Origin of the sequence: Macrococcus bovicus, assembly GCF_004359575.1 — a bacterium.
GTDB lineage: Bacteria > Bacillota > Bacilli > Staphylococcales > Staphylococcaceae > Macrococcus > Macrococcus bovicus.
The window spans coordinates 124,451-138,967 of sequence record NZ_SCWF01000001.1 but is presented as its reverse complement, the minus strand read 5'-3'; the positions used below and the strand labels follow the sequence as shown (position 1 = coordinate 138,967).

The 14,517-nt window shown below is 46.2% G+C and carries 20 protein-coding genes; 19 read left to right on the top strand and 1 reads right to left on the bottom strand.

Annotation, left to right across the window (positions count from 1 at the left end; all coding sequences use genetic code 11):
• Positions 1-4 precede the first annotated feature (4 nt).
• The 18 genes from ERX55_RS00785 (at position 5) to ERX55_RS00700 (ending at position 13,221) form a co-directional block, all read left to right on the top strand.
• Positions 5-211, top strand: a complete 207-nt coding sequence (locus tag ERX55_RS00785) for a DUF2768 domain-containing protein (protein WP_133450679.1) — start codon at positions 5-7, stop codon at positions 209-211.
• Positions 204-926, top strand: coding sequence for a hypothetical protein (locus ERX55_RS00780; RefSeq protein WP_165983668.1), 723 nt, complete (start codon positions 204-206; stop codon positions 924-926). Before ERX55_RS00785 ends, ERX55_RS00780 begins: the two co-directional genes overlap by 8 nt.
• 104 nt (positions 927-1,030) lie before the next feature.
• On the top strand, positions 1,031-1,303 hold the full coding sequence (locus ERX55_RS00775) for an HU family DNA-binding protein (RefSeq protein WP_133450677.1): 273 nt from the start codon (positions 1,031-1,033) through the stop codon (positions 1,301-1,303).
• A gap of 108 nt (positions 1,304-1,411) precedes the next feature.
• Positions 1,412-1,861: a hypothetical protein gene (locus ERX55_RS00770; protein ID WP_133450676.1), complete on the top strand. Its 450-nt coding sequence runs from the start codon at positions 1,412-1,414 to the stop codon at positions 1,859-1,861.
• Between the two features lie 27 nt (positions 1,862-1,888).
• Positions 1,889-2,599 (top strand): demethylmenaquinone methyltransferase, encoded by a 711-nt coding sequence (locus ERX55_RS00765; RefSeq protein ID WP_133451052.1) that lies wholly within the window; start codon positions 1,889-1,891, stop codon positions 2,597-2,599.
• Between the two features lie 12 nt (positions 2,600-2,611).
• The gene (gene hexs-b / locus ERX55_RS00760; protein WP_133450675.1) at positions 2,612-3,547 is read left to right on the top strand and encodes a hexaprenyl-diphosphate synthase large subunit; all 936 of its coding nucleotides are present in this window, start codon (positions 2,612-2,614) and stop codon (positions 3,545-3,547) included.
• Positions 3,548-3,619: 72 nt separating this feature from the next.
• Positions 3,620-4,066 carry a nucleoside-diphosphate kinase gene (gene ndk / locus ERX55_RS00755; protein WP_133450674.1) on the top strand — a complete coding sequence of 149 codons (447 nt, stop codon included), beginning with the start codon at positions 3,620-3,622 and terminating at the stop codon, positions 4,064-4,066.
• A 73-nt stretch (positions 4,067-4,139) separates the two neighbouring features.
• A complete protein-coding gene (gene aroC / locus ERX55_RS00750; protein ID WP_133451051.1) occupies positions 4,140-5,303 on the top strand; it encodes a chorismate synthase in 1,164 nt (387 codons plus the stop codon).
• On the top strand, positions 5,303-6,322 hold the full coding sequence (locus ERX55_RS00745; RefSeq protein WP_133450673.1) for a 3-dehydroquinate synthase: 1,020 nt from the start codon (positions 5,303-5,305) through the stop codon (positions 6,320-6,322). The genes aroC and ERX55_RS00745 overlap by 1 nt, the downstream gene beginning before the upstream one ends.
• Entirely contained in the window at positions 6,312-7,595 is a 1,284-nt protein-coding gene (gene aroA, locus ERX55_RS00740; protein WP_133450672.1) for a 3-phosphoshikimate 1-carboxyvinyltransferase, read from the top strand. Before ERX55_RS00745 ends, aroA begins: the two co-directional genes overlap by 11 nt.
• The gene (locus ERX55_RS00735) at positions 7,592-8,803 is read left to right on the top strand and encodes a tetratricopeptide repeat protein (protein ID WP_133450671.1); all 1,212 of its coding nucleotides are present in this window, start codon (positions 7,592-7,594) and stop codon (positions 8,801-8,803) included. Before aroA ends, ERX55_RS00735 begins: the two co-directional genes overlap by 4 nt.
• Positions 8,793-9,290, top strand: coding sequence for a YpiB family protein (locus tag ERX55_RS00730; RefSeq protein ID WP_133450670.1), 498 nt, complete (start codon positions 8,793-8,795; stop codon positions 9,288-9,290). The genes ERX55_RS00735 and ERX55_RS00730 overlap by 11 nt, the downstream gene beginning before the upstream one ends.
• A gap of 1 nt (position 9,291) precedes the next feature.
• Positions 9,292-9,720: a DUF2487 family protein gene (locus tag ERX55_RS00725; RefSeq protein ID WP_133450669.1), complete on the top strand. Its 429-nt coding sequence runs from the start codon at positions 9,292-9,294 to the stop codon at positions 9,718-9,720.
• Positions 9,721-9,836: 116 nt separating this feature from the next.
• A complete protein-coding gene (locus tag ERX55_RS00720) occupies positions 9,837-10,340 on the top strand; it encodes a Rieske (2Fe-2S) protein (RefSeq protein ID WP_133450668.1) in 504 nt (167 codons plus the stop codon).
• A gap of 12 nt (positions 10,341-10,352) precedes the next feature.
• Positions 10,353-11,027, top strand: coding sequence for a menaquinol-cytochrome c reductase cytochrome b subunit (gene qcrB, locus ERX55_RS00715; protein ID WP_133450667.1), 675 nt, complete (start codon positions 10,353-10,355; stop codon positions 11,025-11,027).
• A gap of 27 nt (positions 11,028-11,054) precedes the next feature.
• Positions 11,055-11,843, top strand: coding sequence for a menaquinol-cytochrome c reductase cytochrome b/c subunit (locus ERX55_RS00710; protein ID WP_133450666.1), 789 nt, complete (start codon positions 11,055-11,057; stop codon positions 11,841-11,843).
• A gap of 49 nt (positions 11,844-11,892) precedes the next feature.
• Positions 11,893-12,474, top strand: a complete 582-nt coding sequence (locus tag ERX55_RS00705; RefSeq protein WP_208001492.1) for a DUF1405 domain-containing protein — start codon at positions 11,893-11,895, stop codon at positions 12,472-12,474.
• 51 nt (positions 12,475-12,525) lie between these two features.
• Positions 12,526-13,221, top strand: a complete 696-nt coding sequence (locus ERX55_RS00700) for a zinc metallopeptidase (RefSeq protein WP_133450664.1) — start codon at positions 12,526-12,528, stop codon at positions 13,219-13,221.
• A 36-nt stretch (positions 13,222-13,257) separates the two neighbouring features.
• Here the strand turns inward: ERX55_RS00700 and ERX55_RS00695 are convergent, their stop codons facing one another.
• Positions 13,258-14,136, bottom strand: coding sequence for a YitT family protein (locus ERX55_RS00695; RefSeq protein ID WP_208001491.1), 879 nt, complete (start codon positions 14,134-14,136; stop codon positions 13,258-13,260).
• 62 nt (positions 14,137-14,198) lie between these two features.
• Between ERX55_RS00695 and ERX55_RS00690 the strand changes: the two genes are divergently transcribed.
• On the top strand, positions 14,199-14,516 hold the full coding sequence (locus tag ERX55_RS00690) for a nucleotide pyrophosphohydrolase (RefSeq protein WP_133450663.1): 318 nt from the start codon (positions 14,199-14,201) through the stop codon (positions 14,514-14,516).
• Position 14,517: the final 1 nt, after the last annotated feature.

Here is a 14,517-nt window from a genome sequence, read left to right as displayed (position 1 = left end):
AGAGATGTTTAATATAACTAGAATGGATTTAATGTGGGTCTCCTTTTATTCACTCGGACTCATGATGCTTGCCATGGTGCTGATATATTTGGCACGTTTTAAAGCGAAGAATAGAGCCTTATCCATCGCGCTTTCTATTCTGGCATATGGCTCACTGCTTCTCAGCGGTCTTCTGATGATCATTGTCCTAGGTGGCTCCAGTCATGCTTAAACGGATGTTGATGCTGATGATTCCGTTACTCTTTTTATCGGGATGTTTCTATCCGAATGCCGAGAAAGTCGAGAATCAGGTGGCGCCTCTTGATCAGCTGAATATGGTCCAGACAGCAGTCGATCAGTACCGTCAGGACAACAAAGGACTGCTGCCTTTGAAGGACCGTGACCAGTCATATGATCAATATGTCAAGCATCCAGTTGACTTCAGTAAACTGCAGCCTCGCTATTTATCTGAGCTGCCGGGTTCGTCCTTTGAAAAAGGCGGTTATTATCAATATGTCATGATGGATGTAGAGACGGATCCCACTGTAAAACTCGTGGATCTCCGCAACGCTGAAGTGTTAAAAGACTTAAGAATCAGATTGAATATTCAGGATCGAACACTTGCACTCGACCAGAAAGTGGGACCGAATGTCTATAAAATCGCCTACAAGAAATATGGACTGGATGAGTATCCGACGGTCAACAGCCCTTATAGCGGTGAGGCCCTTCCTGTCTATATCAACGGCGGCAACGACTTTATCATTGATTACACGCAGGATTTAGGCCGGGTGATCAGAGAGAAGAAGCTGAAGTTGAAGCAGGGGGAAGACATCCGTTACATTTTATACCAGGATTCGCCGATACTGCCGGCATACAGCGTACCTTATACGGTAAATGAGAAAAATGAGCCCATCTTTAAATCGAATGCCAATCCTGATAAAAAATAAAGAAACAGGACATAAAACGTTGCAGTATCAACGTTTTGTGTGTTAAAGTCATAACAGAATGATATTCACTTATCATTACATAACCTTAGGGGAGGTGAATTGACATGAATAAAACAGATTTAATCAATGCGGTTTCTGAAAATGCTAACTTGACTAAAAAAGAAGCAGGTCTTGCTGTTGATGCTGTTTTTGAATCAATTCAAAAATCTTTATCAAACGGAGATAAGGTTCAACTGATTGGTTTCGGTAACTTTGAAGTTCGTGAACGTGCTGCTCGTAAGGGTCGCAACCCACAAACTGGTAAAGAAATCGATATTCCTGCAAGCAAAGTGCCTGCATTTAAAGCAGGTAAAGCATTGAAAGACGCAGTGAAATAATGAGATTTTTAAGAAAGCCCTGCTGCAGGGCTTTTTTTTATTGAGTTTTTTTCTTTATTAGCGTCTGTTTTAAGTTATAATGGAGTATAACGTTTGGGAGGCTGCAGGATGGATTTTTATACACAGTACAAAGAGGACAACTTAAAACTGGAAAGTCGCTTTCCTCTCTATCGCTGTCCGGCAGTGAATGCTGATCTTGTCGGTATTCTGACCCGACTTTCCATCGCAGACAATATCAAGAAGAGTATACTGGCTATTGATTCTGCCATGCGGCTCGGCGGAAATGTGGACGATGACAACAAGGCGCATACTCTGCTTGCAGCCGATCTGCTGAGTGCACAGTTTTACCATTATAATGCAGAGGATTTTGATCAGACTGTCTTCAGCAATTTGACGGAATGTGTGAAACGCTATAACCTGCTGATGTCGGCTTTTCATACATCACAGGATGAATCACTGATACCGGAGATAGAAGCGGCGTTTGTGCTGCCTTTTATTTCCATGGATGATCCAGCTGTCCAGCAGATGATCAGACACTCTGAACTCTATACTAAATAAAGTAGGTGCTCTATGACTAACAATGAAATGCCGCGTACACCGGAGGAGAAAACAGAACTTGTCCATGGTGTCTTTGAAAATATATCAACACGTTATGACCGTCTCAATGATATCATCAGCTTTAATCAGCACAGACGCTGGAGAAAAAAAGTGATGCAGCGTATGCAGGTCCGCCGGGGGGCTCGAGCGCTCGATGTCTGCTGCGGCACAGCTGACTGGACAATCCAGCTCGCTCAGGCAGTCGGTCAATCGGGCCGTGTGACAGGCCTTGATTTCAGTGCGAATATGCTTGAAGTCGGCAAGCAGAAGACGGCAGGTTACCGCAATGTTGACCTTGTCCTCGGCAATGCAATGGATCTCCCGTTTGAGGACAATACGTTTGATTACGTGACGATCGGTTTCGGCCTGCGCAATGTGCCTGACTACTCCAAGGCGATCGAGGAGATGTACCGCGTCTTAAAACCGGGCGGCATGGTGGTCTGTCTGGAAACCAGTCAGCCGACACTGCCAGGTTTCAAACAAGGTTACGAGGCGTATTTCAAATATGTGATGCCGCAGTTCGGCAAAGTCTTTGCGAAGTCCATGAAGGAATACAGCTGGCTCCAGCAGTCAGCCTTCAATTTCCCGGATCGTTATGCACTGGCCAAGCTGTTTGCAGCGGCAGGATTTGAGAAAGTGGAATTTAAAGGTTTCACAGGAGGCGTGAGTGCCATGCATCTCGCCTATAAACCACAATAAGGATGAGCTTATATGTTAAAGGGGCAAATTAAAGAGGTTGAAGCAATCATCAATGACATCATCAGCCGGGATGAATCAACCATCAATGCGGCAAGTGCGCATATCCTGTCATCAGGCGGCAAGAGGATACGTCCTTATTTTGTCCTGCTGTCAGGCGGTTTCGGCCAGGAGCGTGAGACTGAACTGATCAAGACAGCTGCAGCGCTTGAAATCGTCCACATGGCGAGTCTGGTTCACGATGACTATATTGATAACAGTTCAAAGAGACGGGGGAAGGATGCGATTCATGAAGTCTGGGATGGTCAGACTGCTGTCCGGACCGGTCATTATCTGCTGGCTTCTGCACTTCAGCTCATCTCCGATATAGACAATCCTGACTTTCACCACTATTTCTCTGATATCATTCTTGAGGTATGTTACGGGGAATTTGATCAGCTGTCTGACCGCTATGACGCCGCAGTCAGCCTGACGGATTACTTGAGACGCATCAACCGTAAGACGGCTGTGCTCATTGAAGCGAGCTGCAAATTGGGCGCGATGAGTACGGGCAGCGATGCCAAGACGGTCTTCCATTTAGCCAGATTCGGCCACTTCATGGGTATGAGCTATCAGATCATTGATGATATTCTTGACTATACCAGCTCTGAAGCGGTGCTCGGCAAACCCGTCGGCAGTGATATCCGCAACGGCCATGTGACCTTGCCTTTGATGTATGCCGCTTCAGACGCTGACGTCAGAAAGATGCTGAGTCTGCTGTCGCCTGACCAGCCGGATGATTATTTCAATCAACTGATTGAGCACGTCAACACCAGGGGCATAGAGCCTGCTGCTGCTATCAGCCGTAAATATGCTGAAAAAGCAGCCTATCATCTGCTCAAGCTGCCGGATACTGATGACCGCAGACAGATGGAGAAACTACTGGTTAAAATGACAAAAAGAATATTTTGATAATTGAAAGAAATCGTTTTCAATGGTACACTATCTATGGTTTTATAAAACATCAGAGGGTGGGTATTTTTAATGGAAAGAACTTTTTTAATGATCAAACCAGACGGCGTCGGTCGTAACTTAATCGGTCCGATTGTCAGCCGTATTGAAAACAAAGGCCTTAAAATCGTCGGTGCCAAGTTGATGACGGTGTCAGAAGACTTAGCGAAGACGCATTATGGTGAACATAGCGAGCGTCCATTCTTCGGCGAACTTGTTGACTTCATCACTTCAGGGCCTGTCTTTGCGATGGTGCTTGAAGGGGAAAATGTAGTTGAAATCGGCCGTACGCTGGTCGGTAAGACGAATCCGGCAGAATCAGCGCCTGGCACAATCCGTGGTGACTACGGCATGACAGTCGGCAAAAATATCATCCATGGTTCAGATTCAGTCGCTTCTGCAGAGAAAGAGATTGCGCTGTGGTTCAAAGAAGATGAAATCATCGATTATTCATTAGTGAATGCAGCCTGGGTTTACTAATTTTAGAGTCGTGTCAGTGATGACACGGCTTTTTTTATGCTAAAATAGAATTATTTACAGGAGGAAGATTATGTTGCGATTTTTGACAGCAGGTGAGTCTCATGGACCACAGCTCACAGTGATTATAGAAGGACTGCCGGCAGGCCTTGAGCTGACGGGTGACGCCATCTCTCTTGAGCTCTATAAGCGCCAGGGTGGTTACGGTCGTGGCCGACGGATGCAGATCGAGAAGGATACGGTTGAAATCACTTCCGGTGTCAGACATGGCTATACACTGGGCAGTCCGGTCACCTTGATTGTCAGGAATGACGATCATAAGCACTGGCTTAATATTATGGGTGTTGAACCGATTGACCAAAGTGCCCATGATGAAATGAGACGTGTCATCACGAAGCCGAGACCTGGCCATGCGGATCTCGTCGGTGGCATGAAATATAACCACCGGGATCTGCGGAATGTCCTGGAGCGCTCAAGTGCGAGAGAAACCGCTGCACGTGTAGCAGTCGGTGCGGTCTGTAAAATTTTGCTGCAGCAGCTGGATGTAGAGATTTTCAGCCGTGTGAAAGCAATCGGCGGTGTCAGAGATGAGGGGGTCTATTCACCGGCAGAGATCAAGGCGAAGAATCATGCCAACGATGTCAGGGTGGTGGATGAGTCTCTTGCCCAGGCTATGCGTGACCGGATAGATGCCGCTAAGAAAGCGGGTGATTCTCTCGGCGGTGAAGTGGAAGTGACGGTTATGAATGTGCCGCCGGGTCTTGGCAGCTATGTTCATTATGACCGCAAACTGGACGGCCGCATTGCGCAGAGTGTCATCAGTATCAACGCATTTAAAGGTGTGTCATTTGGAGACGGATTTAAGATGGCGGATATGCCGGGCAGTGAGGTCCAGGACCCTATTGCGCATGATGAAGAGGGGTATTCAAGATTGTCCAATCATCTGGGCGGCTTGGAAGGCGGCATGACCAATGGAATGCCTATCGTCGTCAATGCTGTGATGAAACCGATTCCGACTCTTTATAAACCGCTTCAGTCAGTTGATATTGAGACGAAGGAAAGCTATCTCGCCAGCATAGAACGCTCGGACAGCTGTGCTGTACCTGCTGCTTCTATTGTCTGTGAACATGCTGTCGCATTTGAGATAGCAAAGGCCGTCCTGGAAGAATTCCAGTCTAATTATATGGAACAATTAAGGGAACAGATCAATGCCCATAGAGAAAGAGTGAGACAATTCTGATGGAATTCTCCACACACTATAAAGATGACAATTATACAGTTTATGTCGAACACGGGGCGCTCAGGAAACTGGATACCTCTTCCTATGACCAGGTCATCGTCATTATCGATGAGAAGGTTCATGCCTTGCATGAGGAACGTCTGACAGCTATCACCGCCACAGCCACCGTCTTTCAAGTAGCAGCAGGCGAATCGCTGAAGACACTCGCGGCTTACAGTACACTGATCAATCAGATCATCGACAGAGGTGTGACCAGAAAGTCTGTTATAGTGGCGATCGGCGGCGGCAGTGTCGGAGATTTTGCAGGATTTATTGCGGCAACCCTTTTAAGAGGTATTGATTTTATCCAGGTGCCGACGACTATTCTGGCTCACGACTCGGCTATAGGCGGTAAAGTGGGCATCAATGCCGAGAGCGGTAAGAACTTGATCGGTGCATTCAAGCGGCCGAAAGCTGTTATCTACGACCTTGATTTTCTGACGACACTATCTTATGCGGAGAAACTGAGCGGCTTCGGTGAAATAGTGAAGCACGCCATGCTCGATTCATATGCGGCACTCGAAGCTCTGCAGCAGGATTATAGCGATAAGAATAAGTTGGCCCGCTTGGATGCTCTTGATCACTGGCTGATAAAAGGCATGGCCCAGAAACTGAAGATAGTTGAGGCAGATGAACATGAAGCGGGCCTGAGAAAAGTATTGAACTTGGGTCATACATTCGGTCATGCAGTAGAATTCACGCATCATATTCCGCATGGCCAGGCAGTGATGCACGGTCTATTGCTGACAGGCATCCTGTCAGACAGGGATATGAGACCGCTAGCAGCGTGGTTCAGAGAACTGGGTCTGGCACCGATTGACTATCAGCCGTTTGATACCTATTATCAGTTGATGCTGAAGGATAAAAAAAATCAGGATGGCAGCATTCAGTTTGTGCTGATGGATCAGCGCATACAAGCTGTCTCGAAAGAGCGGCTGCTGCATGCCTTCAATAAGTTAGGAGAATTCGATGCGGATTAATTTGACAGGACCTCTTACAGGTCAGACACAAGTGCCCGGTGATAAATCGATGACACACCGCGCGGTAATATTCAGTTCCCTGGCAGCGGGACGCTCGACGATTGAAGGGGCACTGCTCGGAGAAGATTGCATGCGCACGGTAGATATATTCAGACAGCTGGGGGTGACGTTTGACAGAACAGGCACCACTTTGACGGTCGACTCACCTGGCTTCGCTCAATTTACTGAACCTTCACAGGTCCTTTATACCGGCAATTCAGGCACGACGACGCGACTACTGGCAGGCCTGCTCTCTGGTCTGCCCTTCCGCACCGTGCTGTCGGGCGATGCCTCCATCGGGCGCCGGCCGATGAAACGAGTCATTGACCCTCTTAAAGAGATGAACGCGCATATTTCAGGCAGTCATGACAATACGAGAACGCCGCTGATCATTGAACCCGCTGCACTTGAAGGCATTCACTATGTGATGCCGGTCGCCAGTGCTCAAGTCAAGTCAGCTATTCTCTTGGCAGGGCTGCATGCTGAGACAGAGGTCACTATCACTGAGAAGACCGCCTCAAGAAATCATACCGAGACCATGCTGCCCCTGTACGGCGTGGCACTTGAAACCGGAGAGACAATCACACTGCCGGCGCGAGGTATCGAGCGCATCAGACCATGTGATTTCAAGGTACCCGGTGATATTTCATCAGCTGCCTTTCTCATGGTGGCCGCCCTCATCACGCCGCATAGTGCAGTCACAATACAGGGAGTGGGCATCAACAAGACACGGGACGGCATCATCGAAGTCATCAGAATGATGGGCGGTGACATCAAGGTCATCAATCAGACAGCAGAGAGCGAACCCGTGGCGACGATTGAAGTGCGCTATACACCGGACCTGAAACCTGTGACCCTGGACGGTGCACTGATTGCACGCTTGATAGATGAGATTCCGGTCATTGCGCTCCTGATGACCCAGGCGGGTGGCATCAGCATCATTCGCGACGCAGAGGAATTAAAGGTCAAAGAGACGAACCGGATTGACACAGTGGTCAACGAACTCAATAAACTGGGCTTCAACCTGACGGCAACAGCGGACGGTATGGAGATCAGACCGGGCAGAAGACAGATGAAGACGGGTGTGGATAGTCACGGCGATCATCGCATCGGCATGATGCTGGCAGTTGCCACCCTGATAACCGGCGAAACTGAAATAGCGGGCTTAGATAGTATCAATGTCTCGTTCCCCGGGTTTATGGAACAATTCAAGCAATTAGGAGTGAAAGAATGAATATATATGAACTGATCGATCAGATTCATCTGCAGCATATCGACAATCTGGATGACAATGTCAACCGTGCCCTTGGTTCTGATGACCACGATGCACTCTTTATACTCGGAGAAACACTTTACCAGTATGGGCTGGTGCCACAGGGCCTTAAAGTGTTTGAACAGCTTTATCTGCTGTATCCGGATGAACAGGAACTGCTCGTCTACTATATCGAAGGATTGGTGGATGAAAATGAGCTGGATAAAGCGCTCACTGTTCTGCACCGGTCACCCCTGACGACAGAACGTCTGCTGCTTGAAGCGGACCTCTATCAGCAGCAGGATATGCTTGAAGTGGCCTTACAGAAGCTGCAACAGGCAGAAGAACTGGCGCCGGATGATTTAATCGTGTCATTTGCGCTCGGGGAACTGCTTTACTTTGATGGTGAATATTTGCAGGCAGCACGACGTTATGAACAGCTGCTATCAGCTGGCGAACAGCATATTAACCGGATCAATCTGACGAGCCGGCTGGCGGACTGTATGCTTCAGGCAGGTAATTATGAAGAAGCGGAAGCCTACTATCAGTCACTGGATGAAGAAGAGATGACAAGCGATGATTTCTTCAAGAAAGCATTAGCACTTGAGAAGAACGATCACCTGCAGGATGCCATCCAGGAACTGACGACCTTAATCGACAAAGATCCAGATTATATGCAGGCTTACTTAGTGCTTGTCAACTTACTTGAAGCAGAGCGCCGTTATGATGAAGCCGTTTTAGTCGGCAAAAAAGGTCTCCTAATCAATGAGTTCTTTAAAGAGCTGATGGTGGATACTGCACGTATTATGCTGAGGCTGAAGGATACAGAAGGGGAGCAGCTCTTGATTCAGGCTCTGACCATTGACCCTTCCTATACAGAAGCATCCTTACTGCTGGCAGATTATTATAAGGAAGAAGGCAAATTCGAAGAGATGATTCAGCTCTTCTCAATGATTGATGAAGAAGAGATGGATCCAGTCGTCAAATGGACCCTCGCTTACAGTTATCAGCAGCTGGAAAGAGATAAGGAAGCCAAGCATTTCTTCGAAGATGTCTATCCGGATCTGCAGGACAATATCGATTATTTGAATGATTATTACAGTTATCTCCTTGAAATCGGTCAGCCGGCTGACAGAGTGGAGCAGAAGCTGATCAAACTGGATCCGAATTTTGAGCCTTATGGTCACTGATTTAATAGAAGAACGTCGTGGACTGCTCAAATATATCCTGTTTAAGTACCATATTAAAAACAAAGAGACCGTCTGGGTACTCAACTATCTGAAGGACCATCCGGTCATGAAGTATTGCCGGTTCAGTGCGCCTGTGGATGGTCTGGACGGTATCACGCTGACAGCAAGTTTTCAGCTGCTCTTCAGTCATCAGAATATGATCCTGACGGAAGCAGATGTCATATTCAATCTGCTCAATGCTATTGAGGAACCGTTTTATCTCTATATCACCTTCAGAGATGACAAAATCAATCAGATGTACGAATATGAGTGGCTGCTTGAACAGATGGACAAACAGCAGCTGCCTGACCAGCTGGCTCTCTCTGCGAGGATGAAAACGCAGATGATGGCAATAGTTGAAACACGCATTGATTTGGCGCTGATCATGAATGAAAGAGCAGGCTTCCAATACTACAGCAAACTACTCAAGAAACTGAAGGAGAGTTAATATGTTATTCAATCATCACGACCTGAAAGAGATCAAGCATCAGCTCGAATATATCGATACAGCGATGATTCCTGTCATCGATGTCGACTATAGAAGTCAGCTGCTGAATATTGTTGATCGCTACGAAGTCATTCAGATGATGACCTTAGCGGTTGAAAATCAGTTTAAGGGCAGAGTCCTTCTTGTGCCGCCTGTGCAGGTGCAGGAGGATTATACGCTTGCGACGGTGATAGGTGAGCAATTAAAGCGCTATGGCATGAAAAATATTTTGTTTGTGACGCCGGCCAGTTCTCATTTTGAAACCGCTGAGACACTCTTCAAAGTGAACGTCTTTCCGCTTGCTTCCATGGATGCGGATATGCGCGAAGAAATGCTGGAACCACAAGTCAAAAGCCTGATGAGAACGATTATTTCGATGTGGAATAAGTAATTAATTTTTCATGACATATTTCCGACATTTTATTGACCATCCTAATGTATTAGGCTAAAATTGATATGTCCTAGTATATTTTTGAATTAACAAAGCATTAGAGGGGGGAAAACTAAATGAGCCAACGTGTCACAAGACGCCAATTTTTAAACTATTCCCTGATGGGAGTTGGATCATTTATGGCTGCTGGTATCGCTTTACCATTAGGTCGGTTTGCGCTGGATCCAGTCTTCAAGAGTGGAGCGGCTGGAAATATGATTACAACAAGTATGAAAACTTCTGAAATCACACAAGTGCCAACAAAAGTTGACTTCAAGTTCGAGCAGAAGGATGCATGGTATACAAGTGAAGTCACTGAATTCGCTTGGGTTTATAAAGACGGCGAAAACATTGTAGCACTTTCACCGACTTGCAAACACTTAGGTTGTACGGTCAACTGGAATGGTGATGATGCAAACCCGAATCAATTCTTCTGTCCTTGCCATAATGGTCGTTACGAGAAGAACGGGAAGAATATCCCGGGTACACCACCACTTGCACCACTTGATCAGTACGAAACAGGCGAAAAAGGCGGAATGCTGACTATCGGTAAAAAGCATCCGAATGAGTTAGCGAAATAGGAGGGTAATTAAATGATCGAGAAAATCTATGACTGGGTCGATGATCGACTTGATGTAACACCCATCTGGCGAGATATTGCGGATCATGAGGTGCCTGAGCATGTCAACCCTGCTTATCACTTTTCTGCATTCGTCTACTGCTTCGGTGGATTAACATTTTTCATCACAGTAATTCAAGTATTATCAGGTATGTTCTTAACGATGTATTATGTACCGGATATCGTCAATGCATGGAAATCTGTCTATTACCTGCAGCATGATGTGGCAGCTGGTGTGATCGTCCGTGGTATGCACCACTGGGGCGCAAGTATCGTAGTCGTCATGATGTTCCTGCATACGCTGCGTGTATTCTTTACCGGTTCATACAAACAGCCTCGTGAATTAAACTGGGTTGTCGGCGTATTAATCTTTATTATTATGGTTGCATTAAGTTTCACTGGTTACTTATTACCATGGGATATGAAAGCTTTATTCGGTACTAAAGTAGGTCTTCAGATTGCAGAATCTGTCCCATTCATCGGAGGATGGGTGAAGACGTTGCTTGCCGGTGACGCACAGATTGTCGGTGCACAGACGTTAACACGTTTCTTCGCGATTCACGTGTTCTTCTTACCTGCATGTTTATTCGCGTTATTAGCGGCTCACTTCATCATGATTCGTAAACAAGGTATTTCTGGTCCATTATAAACCGAATATAAAAGGAGGTAATGAGAGATGCATCGCGGTAAAGGGATGACATTTGTCGGTGATTCCCGTATCAAAAAGTACGAGAAAGCCAAATTAAACAGAGATTATTCAGAATTTCCGGGTAAAACAGAGAGCTTCTGGCCCGATTTCCTACTTAAAGAATGGATGACAGGCGCGGTTTTCCTTATCGCATTCTTATGCTTGACGGTTGCGCATCCAGCTCCGCTTGAACGTGTAGCGGATCCTTCTGATACAGGATATACACCACTGCCTGACTGGTACTTCCTATTCTTATATCAGATCTTAAAATACACATATGCTTCTGGTCCATTCAATACGTTCGGTGCTATTGTCTTACCAGGTATCGCATTTGCAGCACTGCTGCTTGCGCCGTGGTTAGATACGAGCCGTCACCGCTTATGGTATAAACGTCCGGTAGCTTCAGGTATGATGTTACTGACGGTCGCTATTTTATTCTATACGACTTGGGAATCTAGTCATTACCATGACTGGGAGAAACAAGAAGCGCAAGGTAAAATCACCTTCTCTAACTTAGATAAAAAAGATCCTGCGTATACTGACATCATCAAGTCTAACTGTACAAGTTGTCACGGTGGTGAGCTGACAGGGGGCGCAGGTCCAAACTTAGTAGAAGCTAATCTGCAGCCTGCAGCGGTTGAAGCATTCGTTACAAATGGTGCCGGTAAAATGCCAGCATTCAAAGATACATTATCAAAAGATCAGATCAAGCAGGTAGCTGAATATGTAGCTAACCTTGAACTGACTGATGAAAACGGCAAACCATTAAAGAAATAACAGTTAAGAGTCATCTTTGAGATGACTCTTTTTTTATAGGAGGATTTCAATGCAGCAGCTTTACTTCTGGTTGACAAACCGCTATTTTCTTCTCTTTCTTATCGTCTGTAACCTGTTAGGCACGGCATATGGCTATTACTGGTATTTAGGGCAGCTGGCGCACACACGCTGGTACTTCATGCCTTTCGTTCCGGACAGTCCGACCGCGAGTCTTTTTCTGTGTATCGCCCTGCTTTTCATCGTCCTGAAGAAACATGCCGGACTTTTTGAGGCACTGGCATTCGTCACACTGATCAAGTACGGGGTCTGGGCAGTGGCCATGAATATTTTCGCCTTCATCGAACTAGGAGAAGTGACGGCTACGGGCATCATGTTATGTATTTCGCATGGCATCATGGCAGTTGAAGCTTTATTATTTTTACCTTTCTTCAGAATAAAGAAATGGCATATTTTAGCGACGCTTATCTGGGTCTTTCATAACGATGTCATCGATTATGTCTATATGCAGTATCCAGTCTACAGCATGCTGGACGCGTATATCAGACATATCGGCTATTTTGCATTCTGGCTGACGGTCATACCGGTTGTCATGTTGTGGCGCAAATTTGTGGGCATGAATTATTTGACTTAGTCTGACCTTCACAATAAAATAGAGGTAAGCACATTATCGAGGAGGAAATCAATGAGCTATATTATTTATTTCGTGATTATCATGTTGATTCCTATGTATTTTCAGCATAAGGTCAAATCGACATACAACAAATATTCTAAAGTCAGATCGACTTCAGGGAAATCAGGAAAACAGGTCGCAGAAGAAATTCTCGCGGCGAATGGTATTCATGATGTGGAAGTACTGGAAGGACAAGGCTTTCTGTCAGACCATTACGATCCACGGACAAAACGGGTGGTATTAAGTCCTTCTAACTTCCGTCAGCCGAGCGTGGCAGCAACAGCTATTGCGGCTCACGAAGTCGGACATGCTATTCAGCACGCAACAGGATATAACTTCCTGAAAGTGCGTTCCAGTCTGCTGCCGCTTGCAAACTTAGGGACATCATTCAGCTATCTGCTGATCATGATAGGTGCTGTCCTGACAGGCATTTCATCATCTGGCAGCAGTCTCGGTACTTTAGCCATCTGGGCTGGGGTCTTCTTCATGTTCTTCGCTGTCCTCTTTTCTATCGTCACACTGCCGGTCGAATTCGATGCTTCTCACCGTGCAATGAATCAGATAGAGAAACTGCAGATGGTGGACACACAGGAATATCGTCATGCGAAGTCTGTGCTGTCAGCTGCTGCGATGACTTACGTCGCTGCTACAGCAATCGCAGTCGCAGAATTCCTGAGAATGTTCATGCTGGCAAGAAGCAATGACTAAATAAAAAAGTTCTATCCTGTATGGATAGAACTTTTTTTAGTGGTTCTGGATCAGCTGCTTGTTTTCATCGAGCGTAAATCCTTCACCATGCACTTCATGCACTTCAAGCATGGAGATAAAGGCATGAGGATCGATGGCATGAATCAGCTGCCGCAGTCTGGAGATTTCATTTTTAGGCACGACGCAGTACAGCATTGGCCGCTCTATATTCGAATACTGGCCATGTGCAGAGATTCGCGTCACGCCGCGTTCCAGCACGGTGTTGATGGCGTCTCCGATCTGATTGAATTCTTCGGAGATAATGAGGGCGCCCCGGGCTGTATAGCCGGCATCCTGGACGATATCGATAATCTTGCCGCCGACACCGACGCAGATTAAAGTGTAGAGCGTGATTCTGATATCACCTAGTGCAAGATAGGTGATGATGAGCACCATGCAGTCAAAGATAAATATCACCTGTCCCATCGGCCAGTTGAACTCCTTCTTCATCACCCGGGCGATGATATCTACACCGCCTGTCGTTCCCCCCGCTCTCAGGATGATACCGAGACCGAGACCGATAAGGACACCGCCGAGCAATGCGACCAGAAACAGATCCTGTTCTGCCAGCGAAAAATTGAACGGGAATCTCTCAAAGAGATAGAGAAAGAAACTGGAGCTAAGCGAGCCGATCAGCGTATACAGAAAAGAGGTTCTTCCGAGAAACCTGTAACCGATGATAAAGAGCGGAATGTTGAAAATCAGATTCATTAGAGCAGGGCTGATCCCGAATAAATGATATAATATGAGAGCAATGCCGGTGAAGCCGCCTTCTGTCAGATGATAGGCCATATTAAAGTTGATAATTCCAAAACTGAAGATAATACTACCGATCAATATCAAGATGATATTCATCACTTTTAATTTTATATTCAAATTGTTACACCCCTTTTATCCATCATATAATGAAAGAAAGTCAGGACGCAATAGGAGGTACCATGAAAACATTAAAAGAGATGCAGCAGCAAGTGGATGATTACATCAGCGGCTTTAAAGCCGGCTATTTCACGCCGATGGAAAATATGGTCCGTCTCACTGAAGAAGTCGGTGAACTGGCGCGTGAAATCAATCATGTCTACGGGCCGAAGCAGAAAAAGTTAAGTGAGCAGCAGAAAGAAATCGGGCTTGAACTGGCTGACAATTTATTTGTGCTGATCTGTCTGGCTAATTCCATGGGCATTGATCTGACAGCAAGCTTTGCTGCGACGATGGAGAAATATGAAGCACGGGATTTCAATCGTTTCGAAAGGAAGTGAC

Excerpts from the sequence above, each read along its gene's own strand:
- ERX55_RS00785 (WP_133450679.1), top strand. The coding sequence starts at position 5 with ATGTTTAATATAACTAGAATGGATTTAATGTGGGTCTCCTTTTATTCA.
- ERX55_RS00780 (WP_165983668.1), top strand. The coding sequence starts at position 204 with ATGCTTAAACGGATGTTGATGCTGATGATTCCGTTACTCTTTTTATCG.
- ERX55_RS00775 (WP_133450677.1), top strand. The coding sequence starts at position 1,031 with ATGAATAAAACAGATTTAATCAATGCGGTTTCTGAAAATGCTAACTTG.
- ERX55_RS00770 (WP_133450676.1), top strand. The coding sequence starts at position 1,412 with ATGGATTTTTATACACAGTACAAAGAGGACAACTTAAAACTGGAAAGT.
- ERX55_RS00765 (WP_133451052.1), top strand. The coding sequence starts at position 1,889 with ATGCCGCGTACACCGGAGGAGAAAACAGAACTTGTCCATGGTGTCTTT.
- hexs-b (WP_133450675.1), top strand. The coding sequence starts at position 2,612 with ATGTTAAAGGGGCAAATTAAAGAGGTTGAAGCAATCATCAATGACATC.
- ndk (WP_133450674.1), top strand. The coding sequence starts at position 3,620 with ATGGAAAGAACTTTTTTAATGATCAAACCAGACGGCGTCGGTCGTAAC.
- ERX55_RS00745 (WP_133450673.1), top strand. The coding sequence starts at position 5,303 with ATGGAATTCTCCACACACTATAAAGATGACAATTATACAGTTTATGTC.
- aroA (WP_133450672.1), top strand. The coding sequence starts at position 6,312 with ATGCGGATTAATTTGACAGGACCTCTTACAGGTCAGACACAAGTGCCC.
- ERX55_RS00735 (WP_133450671.1), top strand. The coding sequence starts at position 7,592 with ATGAATATATATGAACTGATCGATCAGATTCATCTGCAGCATATCGAC.
- ERX55_RS00730 (WP_133450670.1), top strand. The coding sequence starts at position 8,793 with ATGGTCACTGATTTAATAGAAGAACGTCGTGGACTGCTCAAATATATC.
- ERX55_RS00725 (WP_133450669.1), top strand. The coding sequence starts at position 9,292 with ATGTTATTCAATCATCACGACCTGAAAGAGATCAAGCATCAGCTCGAA.
- ERX55_RS00720 (WP_133450668.1), top strand. The coding sequence starts at position 9,837 with ATGAGCCAACGTGTCACAAGACGCCAATTTTTAAACTATTCCCTGATG.
- qcrB (WP_133450667.1), top strand. The coding sequence starts at position 10,353 with ATGATCGAGAAAATCTATGACTGGGTCGATGATCGACTTGATGTAACA.
- ERX55_RS00710 (WP_133450666.1), top strand. The coding sequence starts at position 11,055 with ATGCATCGCGGTAAAGGGATGACATTTGTCGGTGATTCCCGTATCAAA.
- ERX55_RS00705 (WP_208001492.1), top strand. The coding sequence starts at position 11,893 with ATGCAGCAGCTTTACTTCTGGTTGACAAACCGCTATTTTCTTCTCTTT.
- ERX55_RS00700 (WP_133450664.1), top strand. The coding sequence starts at position 12,526 with ATGAGCTATATTATTTATTTCGTGATTATCATGTTGATTCCTATGTAT.
- ERX55_RS00690 (WP_133450663.1), top strand. The coding sequence starts at position 14,199 with ATGAAAACATTAAAAGAGATGCAGCAGCAAGTGGATGATTACATCAGC.